Consider the following 19,025-nt stretch of genomic DNA (forward strand, 5'->3'; position numbering starts at 1 on the left):
GCTAGGCCGGTTATCGGCAATTATATTATACGCGGCGCGGCATCCTCTTCCTGTTGTACCCCATGCCCCACGCCCTACCGGCGGAGGCTGCTACGCGCCGCGCCGCGCCGCTGCAGGCTTCTGCTGCTCCCTCCGCACCCGCTTATACACTGCCCGACCTGGTGTGCTTCGCGCACCTGCACTGGGATTTTGTGTGGCAGCGCCCCCAGCATTTGTTGTCGCGCTTCGCGCAGCACGGCCGCGTTTTTTACGTCGAAGACGCTTTTTTTCACCCCGACCAAGTAGCGCCGCACCTCGAAGTTAAAGAGCGTAAGCACGGCTTGCGCGTGGTGGTAGCCCACCTGCCGGCCGGCCTCGGCGAGGCCGAAGCCGACCACGTACAAGCCGAATTGCTGAGCCAATACTTTGCCCAGCAAGGCATTGAGAAATATGTGTTTTGGTACTACACGCCGATGGCGCTGAATAAGTCGCGCCACTTCCGTCCCGTGCTCACCGTGTACGACTGCATGGACGAGCTGGCGGCCTTCAAATTCGCGCCGCCCGAACTGCGCCAGCGCGAGCAGGAGTTGTTCGAGCGGGCCGACCTGGTGTTTACGGGCGGCATGACGCTCTACGAAGCCAAGCGCGAGCAGCACGCCGACGCCCATGCCTTTCCCAGCAGCATCGACAAGGCCCACTTTGGCCAGGCCCGCGGCAACATGGCCGAACCCGCCGACCAGGCCGGCATCGCGCATCCGCGCATCGGCTTTTTTGGGGTCGTGGACGAGCGCTTGGACATCGAGTTGCTGGGCCAACTGGCCGCCAGCTACCCCGCGTGGCAATTCGTCATCATCGGGCCAGTGGTGAAGATTGACCCCGCCACGCTGCCGCGCCCGGCCAACGTGCACTACCTCGGTAGTAAAGACTACCAGGAACTTCCCGCCTATTTAAGTGGTTGGGATGTAGCTACTTTGCTGTTTGCTGATAACGAGAGCACGAAGTTTATTTCGCCCACCAAAACCCCTGAGTACTTGGCCGCTGGCAACCCCGTCGTGAGCACCCCCATCCGCGACGTGGTGCGGCCTTACGGTGACCTGGACTTGGTGCAGATTGCCGCCGATGCTGGTGCCTTTGGCCAGGCCATTGAAATTGCCCTCACGCAGCGGGCCGACGCCGATTGGCGGCAGCGCACCGATGCTTACCTGGCCACCATTTCCTGGGACCAAACCTGGCAGCACATGGTGGGCCTGATGCAGGCCCGCCTGGCCGCCAAGGCCCCTGTTCCGCGGGCCATTGCTTCGGCCAAAACCGCGGCGGTGTAGCCGAAACTGCTTGCTCTTCTTTCTGTTAGAATTCCCGTTTCCTTTATATCCTCCCTTCACTTTTTACCCTCCTTATGTTTGACTACCTCATTGTAGGGGCCGGTTTTGCCGGCAGCGTGCTGGCCGAGCGGTTGGCCACCCGCAGCAACAAGAAGGTGCTCGTCATCGACAAGCGCAACCACATCGGGGGCAATGCCTACGACCATTACAACGAGGACGGCATCTTGATTCACAAGTACGGCCCCCACATCTTCCACACCAACTCGAAGGACGTCTTCGATTACTTGGGCAACTTCACCGATTGGCGCCCCTACGAGCACCGCGTGCTCGCCTCGGTGGACGGCCAGTTTGTGCCGATGCCCATCAACCTGGACACCATCAACTCACTTTACGGCCTGAAGCTGAACAGCTTCGAGCTGGACCAGTTTTTTGAGTCGGTGGCCGAGGACGTGCCCGTTATCAAAACGTCGGAAGACGTGGTGGTAAGTAAAGTAGGCCGGGAGCTGTACAACAAGTTCTTCAAGAACTACACCAACAAGCAGTGGGGCCTCGACCCCTCGCAGCTCGACAAGAGCGTGACCAGCCGCGTGCCCACCCGCACCAACCGCGACGACCGCTACTTCACCGACACGTTCCAGGCCATGCCGCTGCACGGCTACACCCGGATGTTCGAGAAGATGCTCGACCACCCGAACATCAAGGTGATGCTGAACACCGACTACCACGAAATCATGGACTTCATTCCCTTCAAGGAAATGATTTTTACGGGCCCCGTGGACGAGTACTTCGACTTCCAGTTCGGCAAGCTGCCCTACCGCTCGCTCGAGTTCAAGCACGAAACCCTGAGCAAGGAGAAGCACTTGGTGGCCCCCGTGGTGAACTACCCCAACGAGCACGCCTACACCCGCATCACCGAGTTCAAGGCCCTCACCGGCCAGGAACACAGCAAAACGGCCATCGTGTACGAGTACCCGCAGGCCGAGGGCGACCCCTACTACCCCGTGCCCCAGCCCGAAAACGCCGAGTTGTACAACAAGTACAAGAAGCTGGCCGACGAGACGCCCAACGTGCACTTCGTGGGCCGCCTCGCTACCTACAAGTACTACAACATGGACCAAGTAGTAGCCCAGGCCCTGACGCTTTATAAGCGCCTGACCGATAAGGAAGAAGCCGCCAAGCCCGCCCGCCCCGCCATTTCGGGCAGCACCGCCTTGGTGGACAAGCTGGTAAGCCGCGACCCGGCCAAGAAGTAATTTTTAGTGATGGATAAAAGATAATTGATGAAGGATTGTGGGCAACTGCTCATCCCTTATCCCTTCATCCCCTCGTTGCTTCCTCAAGAAAAGCCCCGCCAATCTGGCGGGGCTTTTTGTTTGGGACGGTTTTAGCTAAGAAGCCGTAAATTTGGGGTGCGCCCCGGCGCTTATTCGTTAAAAAGAAATTATCCGATGTTAGATTTTTTCGGCAAGACCGTCGCCAAGCTGTTCGGCTCCAAATCGGAGCGTGATTTGAAAGAAATCGTGCCCTACGTGGCCCTGATCAATGCCGAATACGCCAAACTGGCCGGCCTGACCGACGACCAGCTCCGCGAGCAGACCCAGGCCGTACGGGCCCGCATCGACGAGCGCCTGGCCGGCATCGACGGCCAGATTGGGGCCTTGCACCAGCAAATGGCCGACCAGCCCAACATGGACGTGGCCCAGAAAGAGGCCCGCTTTGAGCAGATTGACGGGCTGGAAAAGCAGCGCAACAAAGACCTTGAAGCCGTGCTGCTGGAGGTGCTGCCCGCCGCCTTCGCCATCGTGAAGGACACCGCCCGCCGCTACGCCCAAAACGGCCAACTGACGGTTACGGCCACCGATTTCGACCGCGAGTACGCCACCCGCAAGGGCAACGTGACCATCCAGAACGGGCAGGCCGTGTGGGCCAACAAGTGGCTGGCCGGCGGCGCGGAAATCACCTGGGACATGGTGCACTACGACGTGCAGCTGATCGGCGGCGTGGTGCTGCACCAGGGCAAAATCTCGGAAATGGCCACCGGCGAGGGCAAAACGCTGGTGTCCACCTTGCCCGCGTTCCTCAACGCGCTGTCGCGCCGCGGGGTGCACATCGTGACCGTGAACGACTACCTGGCCAAGCGCGACTCGGAGTGGAACGCGCCGCTGTTCGAGTTCCACGGCCTCACGGTGGACTGCATCGACAAGCACCAGCCCAACACCGACGAGCGCCGCCGCGCCTACGCCGCCGACATCACCTACGGCACCAACAACGAGTTTGGCTTTGATTATCTGCGCGATAACATGGCCCGCGACCCCGAGGAGCTGGTGCAGCGCAAGCACCACTACGCCATGGTGGACGAAGTGGACTCGGTGCTGATTGACGACGCCCGCACGCCGCTCATCATCTCGGGGCCCGTGCCGCGTGGCGACGTGCACGAGTTCTACCAGCTCAAGCCGCGCATCCAGCGCCTGGTGGACGAGCAGAAGAAGCTGGTGCAGAATTACTTGGTGCAGGCCCGCAAGCTGATTGCCGAAGGCAAGGACGGCCCCGAAGATGGCGACAAGAACGGCAACGGCGGCCTGCTGCTGCTGCGCGCTGCCCGGGGCCTGCCCAAGAGCAAGCCCCTCATCAAGTACCTGAGCGAAACCGGCAACCGCGCCGTGCTGCTGAAGACGGAGAACTTCTACTTGCAGGACAACTCGCGCCAGATGCCCAAGGCCGACGAGCCGCTGTTCTTCACCATCGACGAGAAAAACAACCAGATTGAGCTGACCGAAAAAGGCATCGACCTGATTACAGCCCAGGGCGAGGACCCGCACTTGTTCATCATGCCCGACATCGGGATGGAAATTGCTGCCATCGAGAACACTCCGGGCCTGAGCGCCGAGGAGAAGCTCCAGCGCAAGGAGCAGCTGATGAGCGACTACAACGAGAAATCGGAGCGGGTGCACACCGTCAACCAGCTGCTGAAGGCCTACACGCTGTTTGAGAAGGACGACCAGTACATCCTCACCGAGGACGGCAAGGTGAAGATTGTGGACGAGCAAACCGGCCGCGTGATGGAGGGCCGCCGCTACTCCGACGGCCTGCACCAGGCTATCGAGGCCAAGGAAAACGTGCGCGTGGAAGACGCCACCCAGACCTACGCCACGGTGACCTTGCAGAACTACTTCCGCATGTACCACAAGCTGTGCGGCATGACCGGCACGGCCGAAACCGAGGCCGGCGAGTTCTGGGAAATCTACAAGCTCGACGTGGTGGTGATTCCGACCAACCGCCCCATCTCCCGCGCCGACGCCCACGACCAGGTGTACAAAACGGTGCGCGAGAAGTACAACGCCGTGGCCCTGGAAATCCAGAAGCTGGTGGAAGCCGGACGCCCGGTGCTGGTGGGTACCACGTCGGTGGAAATCAGCGAGTTGGTGAGCCGTATGCTGAAGCTGCGCGGCATCCAGCACCAGGTGCTGAACGCCAAGCAGAACCAGCGCGAGGCCGAGATTGTGGCCGGCGCGGGCTTTCCCGGCACCGTGACCATCGCCACTAACATGGCCGGCCGCGGCACCGACATCAAGCTCAAGGAAACCTCGAAGGCCGCCGGGGGCCTGGCCATCATCGGCACCGAGCGCCACGAGAGCCGCCGCGTGGACCGCCAGCTGCGGGGCCGCGCCGGCCGCCAGGGCGACCCGGGCACCTCGCAGTTTTTCGTGAGCCTGGAGGACAACCTCATGCGCCTGTTCGGCTCCGACCGCATCGCCAACCTCATGGACAAGATGGGGATGGAAGAGGGTGAAGTGATTCAGCACTCAATGATTACCAACAGCATCGAGCGGGCCCAGAAGAAGGTAGAGGAGAACAACTTTGGCACCCGCAAGCGCCTGCTGGAGTACGACGACGTGATGAACGCCCAGCGCGAAGTGGTGTACAAGCGCCGCCGCAACGCCCTGCACGGCGACCGGATGGAGGTGGATATCCTGAACATGATTTACGACGTGAGCGAGGACCTCGCCGTGGGCCACAAGCAAACCGGCGACTACGAGGACTTCAAGCTGTCCGTCATCAAAACCTTCGGCTACGACACCGAAATCACGGCCCAGCAGATGGGGGCCCTGCAAGCCCCGGCGCTCACCCAAAAGCTGTACGAAGAGGCCCTGGCTTACTTTGAGAGCAAGAACGAGCACATTGCCGCCAACGCCCTGCCGATGGTGAACGAGCTGCTGGCCCAGCCCAACGCCTACGAGAACATCGCCGTGCCCTTCACCGACGGGCGCAAGCACATTACGGCCCTGGCCAACCTGCGCCGGGCCCAGGCCACGCAGGGCCACGAAATCCTGCGCGGCATGGAAAAAGTGGCCGTGCTGAGCACTATCGACACGGCCTGGACGCAGCACCTGCGCCAGATGGACGACCTGAAGCAGGTGGTGCAAAACGCCGTGTACGAGCAGAAAGACCCGCTGCTGGTGTACAAGTTCGAGTCGTTCGAGCTGTTCAAGCGCATGATTGGCAAGGTGAACGAGGAGACCTCGGCCTTCCTCTTCCACGCCGACGTGCCGGTGCAGGAGGAAGCCGTGGGCACCAACCACGACGCCGAGTTCTACTACGAAGACGAGATTCCGCAGCCCAAACTGGTCGAGCAGAAGGAGCTGTCGTCGGTGTCGCTCGGCGCGGGCCCCGAAGACATGGGCCCCGAGGCCCCGCCCGTGGTAGCGGCCCCGGCCCCCAAGCAGGCCCCCGCCCGCAGCCAGAAAGTGGCCAACCGCAACGACAAGGTGAGCGTGCAGTACATGGACGGCCGCGTGCTGCGCGACGTGAAATACAAAACCGTGGAGCAAGACCTGCAAACCCAGCGCTGCGTGTTGGTGGACTAGGGGCCCCGGCTCGAAATAGAAAGGCGGCCTTCCCGGTGGGGAGGCCGCCTTTTTCGTGCGCATAGGTTGCGGCCCGGGCGCTGAAGTCCGCCGTTAAAGGCCGTCAAATGCTGGCCTGGTATTTGGCTTGCTGCCGGCAAATAGCTGACTGCTGCGGGGAGCGAAAGTTCCCTTTTGGCGGTGGGTTGCAGGGCTGCTGCGCAGGGCGTGGCCATTGCAGCCGGGTAAACGAGGTACCGTGCCAATGTTGAATATAAATTTATTAATAATCGATAAATTGCTGTTTACCATTTACTTACGGCTTAATATATTTGGTGAGCATAACCGTTAAAACGGGCTGTATTCAGGCTGTTTACAACCGCAACCCGCTGGTACCCAAAGCCCGTAAATAAGGTGTCCAATACCTATCCGCTTACGCCCCAAAGGGGCAGGCTGGCCAACACTATCAAACCGACTAATTCTACTTCCCGCTATCCATTCGTTATGAAACTATTGTTCCGCAAGTTTGCCACCGGATTGGGGGCTTTTTTATTGCTTTTGCTGGCCCTGCTGGCCGGTTTCGTCACGCGGGCCCACGAAACGGCCCCGCCCGCCCGGCCCCGCCCGGTGGCCACGTTCGTGGCCTTTGCGCCGGCAAGTGCGCCCCTGGCGGCCCGCTTCGGCGCGGCGGGGTAGGGCCCCGGCTACCCGCTACCTTTGCGGCATGAACCTCGCCGCCCGTATCGACCACACCCTGCTGCGGCCCGACTGCACGGAGGCCCAAATCCGGCAGCTGTGCCAGGAAGCGGCAGCTCACGGCTTCGCCAGCGCCTGCGTGCCGCCGTGCTACGTGGCCTTGGCCGCGGCGCTGCTCGAAGGCAGCCGCACGGCGGTGTGCACCGTCATCGGGTTTCCGCTGGGCTACGCCACGAGCCTGGTAAAATTCCGCGAAGCAGAGGTGGCCCTGGCCGACGGGGCCCGGGAACTGGACCTGGTGCTGAATATCTCGGCGCTGAAATCGGGCCACGTCGCCCGGGTACAGGCCGAAGTGCAGGACCTGGCCGACCTGGCCCACGTGCACGACGCCCTGTTGAAAGTCATCATCGAAACGGCCCTGCTCGACGCGGCCGAAGTGGAGCTGGCCTGCGGCCTGTGCGCCGCCGCCGGGGCCGACCACGTGAAAACCTCCACCGGCTTTGCCAGCCGGGGGGCCTCGCCCGACGACGTGCGGCTGATGCGCCGCGTGCTGCCGGCCGCCGTCAAAATAAAGGCCGCGGGCGGCATCCGCACGCGGGCGGCGGCGCTGGCCCTGGTGGCGGCCGGGGCCGACCGGATTGGCTCGTCGAACAGCTTGACCTTGATTGCGGACGATGAAACCCTCCCTGCTTAGCGTGCTGGCCGCGCCGTTTCTGCTGCTGCTGGCCGCTTGCGCCGGCACCGCGCCCCGCGCCACCGCGGCGGCCGACACGCTGCCCGGCGGCCGGGCCGCCACCGCGCTGCCCGCCGACGACCTGCGGGCCTACCGCCTGCCAGTGCCGCCCGCGCCGCCCGCCGCGGGGCCCGAAGCCGGAGCCAAAGCCCCGGTGCCGGCCCCGGCGGCCCCCCGGCCCCCCGCGCCGCTGCCCACCAACCAAGTGAACGCCCAGGTAGAGCAGCGCCTGCGCGACCAAGCCTACACCAACCAGGCCGTGAAGTACGCCCAGGGCTTCCGCCTGCTGGTGTACCTGGGCCTGGAGCGCGACCAGGCCATGGCCATCCGGCGGGCCGTCATCGGCCGCTACCCCGACGAGACGGACTACCTGTCGTTCAAGGCCCCCGTGTACCGGCTCTACGTGGGCGACTACCTCACCCGGCTCGACGCGGCCCGCGCCCGGGCCCGCCTGCGCGGCCTCACCCAACGCGCCGAAGTGGAAGCCACGCAGGTGTTAATCAACAAAAACCCGTGATTCAGACCATCCAGCGCCTCGCCGCCGCGCACGCCGCCGATACCGTGGCCGTGCGCCACCACCTGCACGCCTACCCCGAGCTGTCGTTTCAGGAAACCGAAACCGCGGCCTTCGTGGCCCAGGAGCTGCGCAAGCTCGGCCTCGACCCCCGGCCGGTGGCCGGCACCGGCCTGGTGGCCCTCATCGCAGGGCCGGCCGGGGGCCCCACCGTGGCCCTGCGGGCTGACATGGACGCGCTGCCCATTCAGGAGCTGAACGACGTGGCCTACAAGTCGCAGCGGGCCGGCGTGATGCACGCCTGCGGCCACGACGCCCACACGGCCTCGCTGCTGGGCGCGGCCCGTATTCTGGTGGCCCTAAGGGAGCAGGGCCAGCTGCCGGGCTCCGTGAAGCTGCTGTTTCAGCCCGGCGAGGAGCGGCTGCCGGGCGGCGCGTCGCTGATGATTAAAGAGGGCGTGCTCGAAAACCCCGCGCCGCGGAGCGTGCTGGGGCAGCACGTGTTTCCGCAGCTGCCGGCCGGCAAAATCGGCCTGCGCCCCGGCCGCTACATGGCCAGCACCGACGAGCTGTACCTCACCATCAAGGGCCAGGGCGGCCACGGGGCCATGCCCGAGCAAAACCTCGACCCGGTGCTGGTGGCCGCCCATATTATTGTGGCGGCCCAGCAAATCGTGAGCCGCCGCGCCAACCCCAAAATTCCGTCGGTGCTCTCGTTCGGGAAGGTGATTGCCAACGGGGCCACCAACGTCATTCCCAACGAGGTGTACATCGAGGGCACCTTCCGCACCCTGAACGAGGAGTGGCGCAACGAAGCCCACCGCCACCTGCGCCAGCTCTGCGAAGGCCTGGCCGCCAGCATGGGCGCGGTGTGCGAGCTGGAAATTCGCCGCGGCTACCCCTACCTCGAAAACGAGCCCGCCCTCACGGCCCGCACCCGCGCCGCCGCCGAGGAATATTTGGGCCCCGAAAACGTGGTGGAGCTGGACCAGTGGATGGCCGCCGAGGATTTCGCCTACTTCTCGCAGGCGGGCCCGGCCTGCTTCTACCGCCTGGGCACCCGCGCCGCCGACGGCCGCTTCGCCGCCTCCGTCCACACGCCCACCTTCGACATCGACGAAAAAGCCCTGGCCGTGGGCCCCGGCCTGATGGCCTGGCTGGCCGTGCGCGAGTTGCAAGCGCTGGCCGGTGAAAGCGTGGATTAGTTGTCGGTTGTTCGTTGTCAGTTGTTAGTCAAAATACAATAACCAGCTGATACCGAATGACTGACTACTTGATTTGCTTTTGAACGAGCACCCCATTATATCTTAACTATCTAGTTAATTCATGCGTCGCTTACTATCGTTACTGCTGCCGCTGGCGGCTTCGCTCACGGCCCGCGCCCAAACCACCCGCGCGACGCAGCCCCTGGCGCTGGTGCCCAACGCGCAAGCCGAACTGGCGCTGCAAAACGGCGACTACCTGCTGCTGGAAGTGGGCGCCTACCACTATACCGGCGACGACTATTCCAACCAGGGGGTGGCAGCGGTGAGCTACGAGCATTTTTGGTCTCCTAATTGGAGTTGGGGCGGCCGGGTGCTAGCCACGTACTACGGCGGCAGCAGCACGACGGTGGTACCCGAGGTGCTGCTGCGCCACCGCTCGGCTGTGGGCCCCCTCACCTTTGGGCAACGTTTAAGCGTGGAACGGCGCTTTTACAGCAATAACTCCGCCGGCAACCAGAACTGGGCTCGGCTGCGGCTCGACCTGGAAAAAATCATTCCCCTTGGCGGGGCCGACCCGGCCACCGGCCTGGCCCTGCGGCCCCGCCTGAGCTTCGAGGCCGCCACCCACCTGCGCTTGCAGAAGAACGATAACGAGCCTTCCGATCGGTTCATTCAGTACACCAACCTGCGGGCCGAAATAGGCGTGCGCACCGGGGCCCAGTTCGACTTCACGCCCTGGTTCGCTTACGGCACCAATTACATCGTCACGCTGCCCCAGTACGACAGCAAGGGCAACCAGACGGCCGGCGGCAACCTCAACACCCGCACCCCGCTGCTGGGCCTCGACGTGCGCTTCACTTTCGGGGCGGGCCTGGGCGCGGCGGGCCGCCAGCAGCTGCCAACCCAGCACTAGCCGGGGCCCCGCCCGGCCTGAGCCTGACGAATTTACCGCCGCGCGGGGCCCCGCAACGCGGAGTAGTGGCAAAAAGGCACCCTGCCCGGGGTGCCTTTTTTAATTGGCTTAAGTATTGTAGTTTGGCAAGCCGAAGGAGCGGACCGGCGGAGCGAACATTTCGCGCCATTTTTTGATTTTAAGAACAAGCAACCTTGCCGCACGAATTGGAATCCTTTTTGCGTTGTGGGGGAAGCGTTCCGGGCCCCGGTGCCTAGCGGAAAGTTCCGAAAAATTCTGGCATTCCGTTTGGATTTTGGCGGGCCCGCTTCCTCGGTCGAATACTTTAATTACTTTCTCTTTAACCAATCATGCAAGCAAAACAAATGATGCTCGGCCTGCTCGGTTCCGCCATTCTGGGCGGGGGCGTGGCCGTGGGCGGTTATAAGCTATTGGAAGCCGCCCCCACCAACGCCCCGCAGGCTGCGATGGCCGCCGACCCCAGCGTGCGCTACACCTCGGCCATGCGCAGCAGCAGCTACGCCGCCCCCGAGGGCCTGAACTTCGTGGCCGCCGCCGCCGCCGTGACGCCCGCCGTGGTGCACGTGATGACCGAGTACGCCGCCGCGCCGCAAGACGCGCACCGCCGCATGCAGATGGACCCCTTCCTGCGCCAGTTTTTCGGCGACGGGGGCGAGGGCCAGGGCCAGGAGCCGCAGGGCGGCGGCCAGGGTTCGGGCTCGGGCGTTATCATCGCTGCCAACGGCTACATCGTGACCAACAACCACGTGATTGACAAGGCCTCGAAAATTACGGTGGTGATGGACGACAAGCGCAAGTACGACGCCGAGCTGGTGGGGGCCGACCCCAACACCGACCTGGCCGTGCTGAAGGTGAAGGCCGACAACCTGCCCTTCGTGAAGTACGGCAACTCCGACGACGTGAAGGTGGGCCAGTGGGTCCTGGCCGTGGGCAACCCCTTTAACCTGAACTCGACCGTGACGGCCGGCATCATTTCGGCCAAGGGCCGCAACATCAACATCCTGCGCCGCGAGGACAACATGGGCATCGAGTCGTTCATCCAGACCGACGCCGTGGTGAACCCCGGCAACTCGGGCGGGGCCCTGGTGAACCTGAACGGCGACCTGGTGGGCATCAACTCGGCCATTGCCTCGCACACGGGCAGCTACGAGGGCTACTCGTTCGCCATTCCCAGCGCCCTGGTGAGCAAGGTGGTCGACGACCTGCTGAAGTACAAAGTGGTGCAGCGGGCCCTGCTCGGCGTGCAAATGCGCGAAGTGGACGCCACGCTGGCCTCGGAGAAGAAGCTCACCGGCCTCAACGGCCTGTACGTGGCCGGGCTGACGCCCAACAGCGCCGCCGCCGCCGCCGGCCTGAAGGAGGGCGACATCATCACCCAAATCAACGGCCTGGCCGTGAACACGTCGTCGCAGCTCCAGGAGCAGGTGGCCCGCTTCCGCCCCGGCGACCAGATTAAGGTGACCTACCTGCGCGGCGCCACGCCCACCACCGTGCTGGCCACCCTGCGCAACGCCACCGGCACCACCGCCGTGGTGCGCGAGGCCGCCGCCGCCGCCGCCCTCAAGTACGAAGGGGCCACGTTTGCCGCCGTGCCGGCCCCGCAGCAGAACAAGCTGGGCATTGCCGGGGGCGCGGCCGTGACCGGCATCAAGGGCAGCAATTTCCGCGAAACCGGGATGGCCGACGGCTTCATCATCACCCGCATCGATAAGAATATTGTGCGCAAGCCCGCCGACGTGCAAACCTACCTCGACCAGGCCCGCGACAACGCCGGGGCCCTCGTGGAAGGCGTGTACCCCGACGGCCGCAAGGCGTTCTATCCCATTGGCCAGGAGTAGGTTCCGGCCGCCAACACAACTAGCCCCGGCCGGTGCGGCCGGGGCTTTTTTTGGGTATTTTTGGGGGATAATTTTAGGATTTTAAACGAGCCTCTTGGGAGAATCCTACTGGCTGCAAGTATTTGAGCATTAGGCGGCTGTGATGGAAAATGTTGACTTTAAAAATTCAGTTATTTGCTTGTTCAAGTTGTAAGTTTGTTAGCCCGGACCACCGTCCAACCCCCGTTCTTTCGCGTAAGGGCCCCAACCTATTCTAGTCCGTTCGTGCCCTTGCATGGAAAGCGTTATCAATACCTTGCATATCCAAAACTTTAAGTCTATCCGCAGTGCGCTGTTGCACCCGCGGCGGGTAAATATTATCATTGGACAGCCCAACGTGGGCAAATCGACGCTGCTCGAAGCCATGAGCCTGCTCGGCAGTGTGCCCTACGAGCAGAAGCAGAAGTTCCTGGGCAGCTTCGTGCGCTACGACAAGCCGCGCCAGCTGTTCCACGATAACCTGACGGCCAACACCGTGAAGGTGGAAACCGACCGCGACCTGTGCCTGCTGGGCAAAAGCAGCCAGGGCCCCGGCTACCGCTACGCCAGCTTCAGCCACGAGGCCTACCGCGAGCTGCGCACCCAGATGGGCACGCCGCTGGCCGGCGGCCACCTCTCGCGGGCCGGCGACGACGGCCTGCTGCTCGAGCGCCTGCCCGCGTTTTTGCTGGGCGGGGCGCACGTGCCGCAGCCCGGCTACTACTACACCGAGCTGGACAAGCGCGGCTACCCCGGCCTGGTGGCCCCCGCCGAGGCCCGCTACCTGTCGTCGGGCACGCCCTGGCTGCCGCAGGCCGTGAAGGCCTACCGCTTCCGCAACAAAAACAAGCTGGCCGTGCCCCGGCCCGGCGCGGCCCTCTACCCGCCCTACGGCGACAACCTGGTGCGCGTGCTGGAAACCAACGCCGAGCTGCGCCGCGAGTTCGCGGGCCTGTTCGCCGCCCACGGCCTCACGCTGCGCGTGCGCGTGGACGCCGGCCGCCTGGAAATTTCCAAGGACCTCGACGGCCTGAGCACCGTGTACCCCTACACCAGCACCGGCGACGCGCTGCGCCGCCAGGGCTTCCTGCTGGCCCTGCTCGAATCGAACCGCAAGGCCATCATCCTGCTCGAAGAGCCCGAGGCCCATTCCTACCCGCAGTACGTGGCCGAGCTGGCCCGGCGCGTGGTGGCCAACGAAAACAACCAGTTTTTCCTCACCACCCACAGCCCTTACCTGTTCACGCAAATCATCGAGAACATGGTGCCCTTCGAAAACCGGGCCCTGGAGCTGGCCGTGTTCGTGGCCTACTACCAGGACTACCAAACCAAGGTGCGCCAGCTCTCCGACGAGGAGCTGCGCAACGTGCAGGGCGACAGCGCCAACGCGTTCCGCAACCTCAGCCACGGCGCACCCGACGGGGCGCGGCGGTAGGGAACGGCCGCACCCGCCGCAAAAAGCCCCGCCGGATGCTCCGGCGGGGCTTTTTCATGATGAATCAAACCAGGGCTTACTTGGCGTCGCTGCCCTTGTCTTTCTCCTTGGTTTTTTTGCCGTCGGCGTCCTTCGATTTGCGCTTTATCTTTTCGTTGGGCGCGGGGGTGGCCGGGGCGACGGCGGCGGCCGGGGCGGGGGCCGCGGCGGGCACGGGCTTGCCGTCGGTGTCCAGCTCCACCACTTCGTAGCCCAGGGCCTGCACGGCGGGCAGCTGCTTTTTGTCGCCTACCACCACGACGTACATGCTCTCGGGCAGGTCCTTCTGGGCGGCGGCTTGCACGTCGGCGCGGGTGAGGTTTTTCAGGATGGCGGCCTGCTGGGTCACGTAGTCGGGCTTGAGGTCGTACTCGACCAGGCGGGCGAGGAAGGCCGCTTTCTGGCCGCCGGTTTCGTACTTCAGGGCATCGCTCTGGCCCACTGAGGATTGCAGGAACGCTAGCTCCTCGTCGGTGATGCCGGTGCGGTAGCCCGAGATTTCGCTCATGAATTCCTTCACCGAGGCGGCGGTGGCGTCGGCGCGTACGCCGGCCTGGGCTGTGAAGGGCCCCGGGTTGCGCGTGCTTTGAAAATACGACTGGGCCCCGTAGGTGTAGCCCTTGTTTTCGCGCAGGTTCAGGTTGATGCGCGAGTTGAAGGCGCCGCCAAGCACGTAGTTGGTCAGGTAGGCTTTGTAGTAGTCGCCGGTGGCGTCGTAGGGCAGCGAGGTGAGGTAGCCCACCCGGATTTCCGACTGCGCCGCGCCGTCTTTGTTCACGAAGTACACGCGCGTCTTATCCGGCTGCGGAATGGCGGCCACCGTGGGCGGAATCACCACGTCCTTCTTGGCCCAGGTTTTCAGGAAGCCCAGCTGGGGCAGCACGTCGGCCTCGGCCACGTCGCCCACCACCACCAGCGACGCCACGTTGGGCGCGTAGTTGGCGGCGTAGAAGGCTTTTACGTCGTCGAGCGTGAGGGCCCCCACCGAGGCGGTGGTGCCGATGGCGGGCACGCTCATGATGCTGGCCGGGCCGTAGAGCAGGCGGCCGTAGGTGTTGTTGGCGATGGCCACCGGCAGCGTTACCTGGTTGGCGATGCCCTCCAGGGTTTGCTTTTTAAGGCGGGCAAAGTCGGCGGCGTCGAAGCGCGGGTGCAGCAGCACCTCCTGCACGATGGCCAGGGTGGCGGGAATGTTTTTCGTCAGCGACTGCACGTACACGGTCGTGTTGTCGTTGCCGGCGTTCACGCGCACGGCGCTGCCGAGCTGGTCGAGGGCGGCGCTTAGCTGCTCGCCGGTGTACTTGGCGGTGCCCTCGTTCAGCATGGCCGCCGTGAGGACGGCAATGCCGGCCTTGGCGGGGTCGGCCTGCTCGAGGCGGTGGCCGCCGCGGATGGTGAGCAGCATCGTCACGGCTGGGATTTCGGTGTTGCGGGTGCCCACCACTTTCAGGCCGTTGTCAAACGTGGCTTCGTACAGCGCCGGCACCTTCACCACAGGGTTGCCGCTGCTCTTGGGCTGCACATTGCGGTCAAACGTGTCCTGGGCCTTCACGTAGGTCAAGCCCGCGTACTGGTCCTTGGGGGCCTGGTAGCCCGCTTTATCCACGGTGAAGTTGTCCTTGTGGGCCACCAGCTCGGGCTTGCCCTTGGGCACCACGCTCAGGATGACGGCGTGCTTGCCCTTGAGGTACTTGTCGTACACGCGCTGCACATCGGCCTTGGTGAGGGCCCGCAGGCGCTGCAATTCCACGGCCAGGTAGTTGGGGTTGCCGGTGTAGGTTTGGTAAGCAGCCAGCAGGCTCACTTTGCCCTGTACGCTGGCCAGGCCGTTCACCACCTGGGCCTCGCGGCTGGCCTTGAAGCGCTGCAAGGCGGCATCGCTCACGCCGGTTTTCTCAAACTCGGCCAGGCTCTGGCGTAGGCGTACTTCGGTGCTGTCAAGGCCTTTGCCGGGGAAGGCGCGGGCCTGCAGGGTAAACTCGCCGGCCAGCTCGGAGGTGTTGCTGTAGGCCCCGGCCTGTACGGCCTTCTGGGTTTTGACCAGGTTTTTGTAGAGCAGCGAATTGTTGCCCTGGCCGATGATTTCGGCCAGCGCTTCGAACGCTACTTCGTCGGGCGTGTTCTGGGGCACGCTCGGAAACACCATGTCCAGCAGCGGGAAGCGCACGTTGTCCTCGTAGCTGACGTAGCGGTCAGCGGTCAGCACGGGCTCGGGCAGGTGCTGGTTTTGCACCGCGGGGCCCCGCTTGATGGGCCCGAAGTATTTCTCGGCGTACTTCACCACGTCGGCCGTTTTCACGTCACCGCCCACGGTCAGCGTCGCGTTGTTGGGGCCGTACCAGCGCAGGAAGAAGTTCTTGAGGTCGTTGACGTTCGAGGCGTCCAAATCGCTTAGCGACCCGATGACCGACCACGAGTAGGGGTGGCCGTAGGGGAAGAGCGTCCGGCCGATGTACTCGCCCGCCTGGCCGTAGGGCGCGTTGTCCACGCGCTGGCCCCGCTCGTTTTTCACGGTAGCGCGCTGAATCTCGAACTTCTTCTGGCTCACGGCGTCCAACAGGAAGCCCATGCGGTCGGCCTCCAGCCACATTCCGGTTTCGAGCTGGTTATTGGGCAGCGTTTCGAAGTAGTTGGTGCGGTCCTGGGTGGTGCTGCCGTTCAGGGTGCCGCCGGCGGCCGTCACTAGCTTGAAGTGCTGCTGGTCACCCACGTGGTCGGAGCCCTGGAACATCATGTGCTCGAAGAAGTGGGCAAAGCCCGACTTGCCGATTTGCTCGCGGGCCGAGCCCACGTGGTAGGTCACGTCCACGTGCACCAGCGGGTCGGAGTGGTCCTCGGTCACCACCACGGTCAAGCCGTTGGGTAGCACGTACTTGCTGTAGGGGATGGTGAGGGCCCCGGGCTTGCGCACCACGGTTTCCACCAGCTTGGCGCCGGTGGCGGCGGGCTTGGCGGCCACCACGGTTTTGGGCTTGGGCGTGGGCGCTTTTTTGGTTTGGGCGGCGGCCGGTTGCAGGGCCAGCGCCGTGCCCAAGCCCATCAGCCAGAGTCTTTTTTGCATCATCGGAAGAAAGAATGGAAAACTGTGAATATCGCCGGCAAGTTAGGCGCAAATGACACCGATTCTTCACCCGGCGCTGCACAAAACCAGCGGCTTGGGGGCCCCGGGGCGGCGGGCCGCCCGGGGCCCTACTTTTGCCTGGGCCCCGCCGCCGCGTGGGGCCCCTTCCGTTGCCTTCCCATCCCCGTTCTATTAAGAAGATGAAGCAAGCCCTCGAACAAGAAACCGCCGCCGACCTCGCCGTGCCCGGCGGCCACCTCCACGCCGACCCCCACGGCCTGCAAGACGTACTGCGCCAGCTCGGCGTGGAAGCCGATAACGCTGCCTACTGCACTGGCCGCACTTGGGGTGGGGCCCCCAACGCCGACCGCCGCGTCATCAACGCGCCCGCCGACGGCCAGCGCATCGCCAGCGTGGCCTTCGCCACGGCCGCCGACTACGAAACCGTGGTGCAGGCCGCCCAAGAAGCCTTCAAAACCTGGCGCCTGGTGCCGGCGCCCAAGCGCGGCGACATTGTGCGCCAGATTGGCAACAAGCTGCGCGAATGCAAGGAGCCGCTGGGCAAGCTGGTGAGCGCCGAGATGGGCAAAATCCTGCAAGAGGGCCTGGGCGAAGTGCAGGAAATGATTGACATCTGCGACTTTGCCGTGGGCCTGAGCCGGCAGCTGCACGGCTTCACCATGCACTCGGAGCGGCCCGCGCACCGCATGTACGACCAGTACCAGCCGCTGGGCGTTGTGGGCATCATCTCGGCCTTCAACTTCCCGGTGGCCGTGTGGGCCTGGAACGCCATGCTGGCCGCCGTCTGCGGCGACGTGAGCATCTGGAAACCCTCCGAGAAAACGCCGCTCACCGCTGTGGCCGTGCAGCACATTATTAAGGAAGTGCTGGCCGACAACGACATCCCCGAGGGTGTGTTCAACCTGATCATCGGCGACGCCGCCATCGGCGCGGCCATGGCCGCCGACCGGCGCGTGCCGCTGGTTTCGGCCACGGGCAGCACCCGCATGGGCCGCAAAGTGGGCGAAGTGGTGGGGGCCCGCCTGGGCCGCGCCCTGCTGGAGCTGGGCGGCAACAACGCCATCATCGTCACCAAAAACGCCGACCTCAACATTGCCATCCGCGCCATCGTGTTTGGGGCGGTGGGCACGGCCGGGCAGCGCTGCACCAGCACCCGCCGCGTCATCATCGAGGACGGCATTTTTGCGGACGTGAAGCAGCGCCTGCTGGCCATCTACCCCAAGCTGCCCATCGGCCACCCGCTGCAAGCAGGCACCCTCGTGGGGCCCCTGATTGACGGGGCCGCCGTGGCCGCCTTCACCGGGGCCCTGGCAAAAGTGCAGGCCGAAGGCGGCACGCTGCTGACCGGCGGCGAGGTGCTGACGGGCCCCGCCTACGCCGGCGGCCACTACGTGCGCCCCGCGCTGGTGGAAGTGGAAAACCACTACGCCACGGTGCAGGAAGAAACCTTCGCGCCCATCCTCTACCTCATCCGGTACCGCGGCGACGTGCAAAACGCCATCGACCTGCAAAACGACGTGCGCCAGGGCCTGAGCAGCAGCATCTTCACCCTGAACATGCGCGAGGCCGAGGCCTTCCTGGCCGCCAGCGGCTCCGACTGCGGCATTGCCAACGTGAACATCGGCACGAGCGGGGCCGAAATCGGCGGCGCGTTCGGCGGCGAAAAGGAAACCGGCGGCGGCCGCGAGTCCGGCTCCGACGCCTGGAAAGTGTACATGCGCCGCCAAACCAACACCATCAATTACTCCACCGAACTGCCCCTGGCCCAGGGCATCAAGTTCGATATTTAGGGCCCCGGGTAGACTTTTGAATAAAGCGGCCTGCTCAAATGCTGGAGCAGGCCGCTTCGTTATAGGTCCAAATCGAGCGGTAATAAGCCGCTGCGCACGGCAATTACTGAAATTCGGCCATCGTCGAACAAGCGGTAGACGATGCGGTACTGACGGTACAGCAACTCTCTAATGGCCGGCTGCTGGTACTCGGGCACCATCCGGCCAAGCTGGGGAAATGCTTCCAGCTGGGTCACCTTGGTGAAAATCGATTCTATGAAGCGGGCAGCTGCGCTGGCCGAGTGTTCAGCCAGGTGTTCTTTGATTGCTAAAATGTCTTCGAGGCAAACCGTGAGAAACTCAGGCCGCATGAGAGGCCGCATTCATTAGGCGTTGCGCTTCTTCAAAAGAAACGCCAGTACCGGGCTGCTCGGACAGCGCAATACGTTCTTCTAAGTGCTGCACAAACAGTAGCCGCTCAAATAAATCCTCTAATTGAAAATCATCAGGCAGGTTTTGCAAAGAAGTTATTACCTGTTCTTTAGTCATGGCGTAGGCAATAGGATTAGGATGGCAATTTACGCCGGAACGGAATAATAATGAATCCTATAGACTGA

General features: G+C 63.8%; 14 protein-coding genes. 11 read left to right on the forward strand and 3 right to left on the reverse strand.

The features are described from left to right. The first annotated feature begins 62 nt into the window (after window positions 1-62). From HNP98_RS05020 to HNP98_RS05065, 10 genes are all read left to right on the forward strand, one after another. On the forward strand, window positions 63-1,301 hold the full coding sequence (locus tag HNP98_RS05020) for a glycosyltransferase family 1 protein (protein ID WP_246274968.1): 1,239 nt from the start codon (window positions 63-65) through the stop codon (window positions 1,299-1,301). A gap of 74 nt (window positions 1,302-1,375) precedes the next feature. Next, window positions 1,376-2,554, forward strand: coding sequence for a UDP-galactopyranose mutase (glf, locus tag HNP98_RS05025; protein WP_173808937.1), 1,179 nt, complete (start codon window positions 1,376-1,378; stop codon window positions 2,552-2,554). Between the two features lie 195 nt (window positions 2,555-2,749). Continuing rightward, entirely contained in the window at window positions 2,750-6,166 is a 3,417-nt protein-coding gene (gene secA / locus HNP98_RS05030) for a preprotein translocase subunit SecA (protein WP_173808938.1), read from the forward strand. 483 nt (window positions 6,167-6,649) lie between these two features. Beyond that, on the forward strand, window positions 6,650-6,841 hold the full coding sequence (locus HNP98_RS05035; RefSeq protein WP_173808939.1) for a hypothetical protein: 192 nt from the start codon (window positions 6,650-6,652) through the stop codon (window positions 6,839-6,841). 28 nt (window positions 6,842-6,869) lie between these two features. Continuing rightward, complete coding sequence (gene deoC, locus HNP98_RS05040; RefSeq protein ID WP_173808940.1) at window positions 6,870-7,535, forward strand: deoxyribose-phosphate aldolase; 666 nt, start codon at window positions 6,870-6,872, stop codon at window positions 7,533-7,535. Continuing rightward, window positions 7,516-8,091, forward strand: coding sequence for a hypothetical protein (locus tag HNP98_RS21795; protein WP_173808941.1), 576 nt, complete (start codon window positions 7,516-7,518; stop codon window positions 8,089-8,091). Before deoC ends, HNP98_RS21795 begins: the two co-directional genes overlap by 20 nt. Continuing rightward, window positions 8,088-9,293, forward strand: a complete 1,206-nt coding sequence (locus tag HNP98_RS05050) for a M20 metallopeptidase family protein (protein WP_173808942.1) — start codon at window positions 8,088-8,090, stop codon at window positions 9,291-9,293. Before HNP98_RS21795 ends, HNP98_RS05050 begins: the two co-directional genes overlap by 4 nt. Window positions 9,294-9,414: 121 nt before the next feature. After that, window positions 9,415-10,206, forward strand: coding sequence for a hypothetical protein (locus HNP98_RS05055; protein ID WP_173808943.1), 792 nt, complete (start codon window positions 9,415-9,417; stop codon window positions 10,204-10,206). A 350-nt stretch (window positions 10,207-10,556) separates the two neighbouring features. Then, entirely contained in the window at window positions 10,557-12,065 is a 1,509-nt protein-coding gene (locus tag HNP98_RS05060) for a S1C family serine protease (RefSeq protein WP_246274969.1), read from the forward strand. Window positions 12,066-12,441: 376 nt separating this feature from the next. Beyond that, complete coding sequence (locus tag HNP98_RS05065; RefSeq protein WP_317171043.1) at window positions 12,442-13,518, forward strand: AAA family ATPase; 1,077 nt, start codon at window positions 12,442-12,444, stop codon at window positions 13,516-13,518. 76 nt (window positions 13,519-13,594) lie between these two features. On the opposite strand, the gene HNP98_RS05070 is transcribed toward HNP98_RS05065, so the two are convergent. Continuing rightward, complete coding sequence (locus HNP98_RS05070) at window positions 13,595-16,618, reverse strand: M16 family metallopeptidase (RefSeq protein WP_317171044.1); 3,024 nt, start codon at window positions 16,616-16,618, stop codon at window positions 13,595-13,597. A 200-nt stretch (window positions 16,619-16,818) separates the two neighbouring features. Here HNP98_RS05070 and amaB point away from each other — a divergent pair, with 200 nt between their 5' ends. Further along, the gene (gene amaB, locus HNP98_RS05075; RefSeq protein ID WP_173808946.1) at window positions 16,819-18,429 is read left to right on the forward strand and encodes an L-piperidine-6-carboxylate dehydrogenase; all 1,611 of its coding nucleotides are present in this window, start codon (window positions 16,819-16,821) and stop codon (window positions 18,427-18,429) included. A gap of 59 nt (window positions 18,430-18,488) precedes the next feature. On the opposite strand, the gene HNP98_RS05080 is transcribed toward amaB, so the two are convergent. Beyond that, window positions 18,489-18,779: a type II toxin-antitoxin system RelE/ParE family toxin gene (locus HNP98_RS05080; protein WP_173808947.1), complete on the reverse strand. Its 291-nt coding sequence runs from the start codon at window positions 18,777-18,779 to the stop codon at window positions 18,489-18,491. Then, on the reverse strand, window positions 18,769-18,957 hold the full coding sequence (locus tag HNP98_RS05085) for a hypothetical protein (protein ID WP_173808948.1): 189 nt from the start codon (window positions 18,955-18,957) through the stop codon (window positions 18,769-18,771). The genes HNP98_RS05080 and HNP98_RS05085 overlap by 11 nt, the downstream gene beginning before the upstream one ends. Window positions 18,958-19,025: the final 68 nt, after the last annotated feature.

This window comes from Hymenobacter caeli, assembly GCF_013294115.1.
Classification (GTDB): Bacteria; Bacteroidota; Bacteroidia; order Cytophagales; family Hymenobacteraceae; genus Hymenobacter; species Hymenobacter caeli.

Bases quoted from the DNA above. Each gene is read 5' to 3' on its own strand.
- HNP98_RS05020 (WP_246274968.1), top strand. From the start codon at position 63: ATGCCCCACGCCCTACCGGCGGAGGCTGCTACGCGCCGCGCCGCGCCG.
- glf (WP_173808937.1), top strand. From the start codon at position 1,376: ATGTTTGACTACCTCATTGTAGGGGCCGGTTTTGCCGGCAGCGTGCTG.
- secA (WP_173808938.1), top strand. From the start codon at position 2,750: ATGTTAGATTTTTTCGGCAAGACCGTCGCCAAGCTGTTCGGCTCCAAA.
- HNP98_RS05035 (WP_173808939.1), top strand. From the start codon at position 6,650: ATGAAACTATTGTTCCGCAAGTTTGCCACCGGATTGGGGGCTTTTTTA.
- deoC (WP_173808940.1), top strand. From the start codon at position 6,870: ATGAACCTCGCCGCCCGTATCGACCACACCCTGCTGCGGCCCGACTGC.
- HNP98_RS21795 (WP_173808941.1), top strand. From the start codon at position 7,516: ATGAAACCCTCCCTGCTTAGCGTGCTGGCCGCGCCGTTTCTGCTGCTG.
- HNP98_RS05055 (WP_173808943.1), top strand. From the start codon at position 9,415: ATGCGTCGCTTACTATCGTTACTGCTGCCGCTGGCGGCTTCGCTCACG.
- HNP98_RS05060 (WP_246274969.1), top strand. From the start codon at position 10,557: ATGCAAGCAAAACAAATGATGCTCGGCCTGCTCGGTTCCGCCATTCTG.
- HNP98_RS05070 (WP_317171044.1), bottom strand. From the start codon at position 16,618: ATGCAAAAAAGACTCTGGCTGATGGGCTTGGGCACGGCGCTGGCCCTG.
- amaB (WP_173808946.1), top strand. From the start codon at position 16,819: ATGAAGCAAGCCCTCGAACAAGAAACCGCCGCCGACCTCGCCGTGCCC.
- HNP98_RS05080 (WP_173808947.1), bottom strand. From the start codon at position 18,779: ATGCGGCCTGAGTTTCTCACGGTTTGCCTCGAAGACATTTTAGCAATC.
- HNP98_RS05085 (WP_173808948.1), bottom strand. From the start codon at position 18,957: ATGACTAAAGAACAGGTAATAACTTCTTTGCAAAACCTGCCTGATGAT.